Source organism: Neoroseomonas lacus, from assembly GCF_014644535.1.
GTDB lineage: Bacteria > Pseudomonadota > Alphaproteobacteria > Acetobacterales > Acetobacteraceae > Neoroseomonas > Neoroseomonas lacus.
Genome location: NZ_BMKW01000046.1, coordinates 1 through 4,742 on the forward strand (window position 1 = coordinate 1; position 4,742 = coordinate 4,742).

At 66.8% G+C, this 4,742-nt stretch carries 3 protein-coding genes and 1 pseudogene; 3 read left to right on the forward strand and 1 reads right to left on the reverse strand.

Features of this window, described 5'->3' with window-relative positions; genetic code table 11:
• From IEY36_RS31015 to IEY36_RS30230, 3 genes are all read left to right on the forward strand, one after another.
• Window positions 1–208 (forward strand): hypothetical protein (locus IEY36_RS31015; RefSeq protein ID WP_229681724.1); only part of this gene is annotated, 208 nt, incomplete at its 5' end.
• A 128-nt stretch (window positions 209–336) separates the two neighbouring features.
• Window positions 337–1,926 (forward strand): ABC transporter substrate-binding protein, encoded by a 1,590-nt coding sequence (locus IEY36_RS30225; RefSeq protein ID WP_188974017.1) that lies wholly within the window; start codon window positions 337–339, stop codon window positions 1,924–1,926.
• Window positions 1,927–1,930: 4 nt separating this feature from the next.
• Window positions 1,931–4,192 carry a N,N-dimethylformamidase beta subunit family domain-containing protein gene (locus IEY36_RS30230; RefSeq protein WP_188974019.1) on the forward strand — a complete coding sequence of 754 codons (2,262 nt, stop codon included), beginning with the start codon at window positions 1,931–1,933 and terminating at the stop codon, window positions 4,190–4,192.
• A 203-nt stretch (window positions 4,193–4,395) separates the two neighbouring features.
• On the opposite strand, the pseudogene IEY36_RS30235 reads toward IEY36_RS30230, so the two are convergent.
• Window positions 4,396–4,742 (reverse strand): annotated as a pseudogene (locus tag IEY36_RS30235) (hypothetical protein); the annotation flags it as partial.

Consider the following 4,742-nt stretch of genomic DNA (forward strand, 5'->3'; position numbering starts at 1 on the left):
GTGTGATCCCGCCGCACAGCGGACGAACACGCACCGATCAACGGTCACGCCCCCCCAAAAATCAGAGTTTCTGGAGGTGTCCAACTTCCGACTTTCCGGGCTGCCGGGTCTGCAGGCAGAACGCGGCGACATCTTTGGTTGGGTGTGCTCCACCGACGCGCCCATCGTTGCCTTCTCACGCCCGCCGCGGTTCGAAATGGAACGGTGATGGAGTTCCTGTGCATCTGACGCCGTCCTGCACTTGTCAGCGCCCCAGCTTCGCCTCAGGCTTTGCCGGTGGAGGCGGATGGTCTTGCGCATGAGGGCGCGGTCGACGCCCAATGTGAGGGATTTCCGATGCAACGACGCGCATTCCTGCATACAACTGCGGCCATCGGTGCCGGGTCGATCGCGTCGCCGCGGCTCGCTGCTGCGCAGGGGCAAAACGTGCTGCGATTCGTGCCGCAGGCGGACATCGCGATCCTCGACCCGATCGCGACGACGGGCTTCGTCACGCGCAACCACGGCTTCCTTGTCTTCGATACTCTCTATGGCTGGGACGAACAGTACCGCGCGCATCCGCAGATGGTCGAAAGCCATGTGGTCGAGGATGACGGCCGAACCTGGCTGATGACGCTGCGCGAGGGCCTGCGTTTTCATGATGGCGAACCGGTGCGCGCGCGCGATGTCGTCGCGAGCCTGCGCCGCTGGGGTGTGCGTGACCAGTTCGGTATCGCCGCCATGGCCGTGACGGATGAGATCACCGCACCCTCAGACCGTGTCGTGCGCTGGCGCCTCAAGCGGCCCTTCCCGCTGCTGCCGGATGCGCTCGGTAAGATCGGCGCCAATGTTGCCTTCATCATGCCGGAACGCCTGGCGAATTCGGATCCTGCGCTACCGATCAGCGAGATGGTGGGCAGCGGCCCCTTCCGCTTCGTCGCGAGCGAGCGCGTGCCGGGCTCCCGCGCTGTCTATGCGAAGTTCGACGGCTATGTGCCGCGATCGAGTGGCACCACCAGCCTGCTGGCGGGCCCCAAGGTCGCGCATTTCGACCGTGTCGAATGGCTGACCATCCCCGATGCCAGCACCGCCTCGGCCGCCTTGCAGCGCAAGGAGATCGATTGGTGGGAACAGCCGACCTCCGACTTGCTTCCCCTGCTGCGGCGAGGTCGTGGGGTGAAGGTGGAGGTACTCGACCCGACCGGCGCCATCGCCATGCTGCGGTTCAACCATCTGCAGCCGCCCTTCGACAATCCGGCGATACGCCGCGCGGTGCTCGGTGCCATCAATCAGGAAGACGTGATGACAGCCGTGGCTGGCACCGACCGTTCCCTCTGGCGCACGGGAGTCGGCTTCTTCGCGCCCGGCTCCATCATGGCGAGCGATGTCGGCATGGAGGCGTTGACCGGTCCGCGTGACCATGCCGCTTCCCGCCGCGCGCTCGAACAGGCAGGCTACAAAGGCGAGAAGGTCCTGCTGATGGGCCCGACGGATTTCCCCGCCATCACGGCGATGAGCGAAGTGGTCGCCGATACCTTCCGGCGCATCGGCATCAATGTCGATTACGCCGCGATGGATTGGGCCAGCGCGCTGCGGCGCCAAGCGAACCGGGAGACGCCGGATCGTGGTGGCTACAACGCCTATTGCACCTACACGGCGGGAGTGAACCAGTTCAATCCGGCCGCGCACAACTTCATTCGCGGCAGCGGGTTGAGCGCGACCTTCGGCTGGTCCACCAGCCCGAAGCTGGAGGAGTTGCGCGACGAATGGCTGCAATCCGGCAGCGACGAGGTGCGCGCGCGCATCGGCCGCGACATGCAGCGTCAAGCCTTCATCGACGTGCCCTATGTGCCACTGGGCCAGTTCTATCAGCCAACAGCCTATCGCGACGACCTTAACGGCGTGCTGAAAGGCCTGCCGCTGTTCTGGAACCTGAAGCGCGGCTGACGCGATGCTGCCCGTCACTGGCTATGCCGAGCACTGGAGCGTCCGCCAGGGCGACACGCTCCGTTTCATGATCGGCGTGGCGGGCGGTGGACGCTATCGTGCGCGCGTTGCCCGCATCCTCTGTGGGGACCCGAACCCGGCGGGTCCGGGTTATCGGGAAATCCCGATGTCTTGTGGCATTGAGGGCGAGCACGAGGGCGTCGAGCAACGCATGCGCCTTGGTTCCTGGGTCGAGGTACCGGCGGTGGAACTCGGCGCGGGCGATGCACCGCTGACGCTCGTTGCGACAATCTGGCCCACGCTGCCCGGGCAGGGCGAGCAGGCTGTGCTGTCCTGCTGTGGCGGCGGTGTAACGCTGACGCTCGGCCTGGGGCCGGGCGGGGCCTTCGCGCGGCTGGTCGCGGGCGACGGCAGCGCGATGGTCGAGGCTGGCGTGTCGCTCACCGAACGCGCCTGGCACGACATCGCCTGCCGCTTTGACCCTGTTGCGAAGACGCTGAATGTCGCTCAGGCGCCACGACGCAAACGGCTCGACCTCGCTGAGGCCGCCACGGCGCGGACCGTGACGGCCGCATCGGCCGCATCGGCGCCAGCGGGCCTGGGAAGCGCGGCCATCGCCGCCGAAGGCGCGGCGCGCGCGCAATTCGACGGCAAGATCGCGCGGCCGCGGATCCTTCGCGGCGCGGCGGGCCTTGCCGAATGCCTCCACGCCCAAGCCACCGGCGCCGCACCGCCGGCCGAATTGTGTGCCGCCTGGGACTTCGCCCTCGGTATTCCGACCGATGGCGTCGCCGATACCGGCCCGGGCCGCTGGCACGGCCGCTGCCACAACCTGCCGACGCGCGCGATGACGGGTCCCGATTGGACCGGCGCGGTGTACCGCTGGACGGAAGCGCCAGGCGAGTACGACGCGATCCACTTCCATGCCGACGACATCGGTGATGCCGGTTGGACGCCATCGCTTAGCCTCGCCGTACCGGAGGATTGGCCGAGCGGCCTCTATGCGTTGCATCTTGAAGCCGGCGACGCACGCGACAACATCCCCTTTTTTGTGCGCGCCAAGGCGCCGGGCCAGCGGTCGCGCGTCGCCTTCCTCGCTCCGACCATGACCTACACGGTGTACAGCCAGTTCGTGCGGCCCGGCCGCGAGGCGCAGATCGCCGAGCGTGCCGCCGCGTGGGGCGCACTGCCGCACGCGCCGGACGGGCATCCAGGGTATGGGCTCTCGCCTTACAACAATCACGCCGATGGCAGCGGCGTCGTCATGTCCACGATGCGCCGTCCGATGATCGACAAGCGCGTCAACCAATTCCACCTGATGGATCCAGACCCGGCAGGGTCCGGCACTTACTGGATCGCGGCGGACAGCTACATCCTCGACATGCTGGACCGCTGCGGCATCGAGGTGGAGGTCATCACTGACCACGACGTGCATGCCGAAGGTGCTGCGCTTCTCTCGCAATATGCGGTGGTGCTCACCGGCCAGCACCCCGAATACCACACGCATGAGACGCTGGACGCGATCGCCGGCCATCTCGCCCAGGGTGGCCGCTTCGTCTATCTCGGCGGCAATGGGTTCTATTGGCGCATTGCACCGCATCAGGAGGGCCCCTGGGCCTTCGAACTGCGCCGCGCCGAAGGCGGCATCCGCCTGTGGGAGACGCTACCCGGGGAAGGCTATCACGCATTCGACGGTGGCTATGGCGGCCTGTGGCGCCGGCTCGGTCGACCGCCGCAAGCGCTGGTTGGTGTCGGCTTCAGCAGCCAAGGCAACTACAATGGCCACCCCTATACCTTTACGGACGCCATCCTCGACCCGCGCGTCGCCTTCCTGCGCCAGGGCATGGAGGATTTGGCGCGTCCCGGCCTGGTCTTTGGCGATCGCGGCCTGATGGGCGGGGGCGCGGCAGGACATGAGCTGGATCGGGCCGACGTCTCGCTTGGCACGCCGCGCCATGCGCTGGTCGTGGCGCGCGCCGTCGTCGAGGAAGCGAGCTACCAGCCCGTGAACGAGGAACGCCGCGATCATACCTGGCCCGGCATGCGCGAGGATCTGATCCGCTCCGACGTCACCTTCTTCGAGACTCCCGATGGCGGCGCCGTCTTCTCGGTCGGGTCAATGAATTTCATAGGTGCCTTGCCGGTGGATGGATATGCCAATCCAACGGCGCGCTTGATCGAGAACGTGGTCCGCCGCTTCGCCAACCCGGCGCCGCTCCAGCTTTCAGTGAATGCGGAGAAAGGTCGTGGCGTAGCAGGCTGCTGAAATCCCTCTCGCGACTGGCGTCGGATGGTAATTCTCTCGCCCCAGATGGGGGGATGGCACAAGGTTCGCGCGGTCTGTCTGAAGGCTCGTGTACCCGCCGCGGGCAACTGGTGCTTTCCGGTTCCCCGCACCGTCGAGAAGGGAGCGGAGCAACCCGAACCGGCAGGGCCTCCCTGGCGGATGCCAAACTCTATCAGTCGATCCTACCCAGCAAAGTCGCGGACGGAGAGCAAGCGGCTTCCCTCGCCGGCGAGGGCCCGCTCGCCGCCTTTGACGATCGCGGCAATCGGAATGATGGCGCCATCGATCATGGCGAGGCGCGTTGCCTCGCGCAGCACCTCCTTCCGCGCGGCGTTGCCATAGCCGGTGGTGTTCCCGGCACCGATGTTGCGCGCGCGATCCGGCGTGCCGAGGACATTCACCAGCATCGAGGTGGCGTCAAAGGTCGCATTGCCGAGGCCAACGACATGCATCGCGAAACTGCCGCGCTGCGCCGCATAGGCGCTCCATGGCAAGGACGCGACGCTGGTGCGCACGCCGATGCGCGTCC

Excerpts from the sequence above, each read along its gene's own strand:
- IEY36_RS30225 (WP_188974017.1), top strand. The coding sequence starts at position 337 with ATGCAACGACGCGCATTCCTGCATACAACTGCGGCCATCGGTGCCGGG.
- IEY36_RS30230 (WP_188974019.1), top strand. The coding sequence starts at position 1,931 with ATGCTGCCCGTCACTGGCTATGCCGAGCACTGGAGCGTCCGCCAGGGC.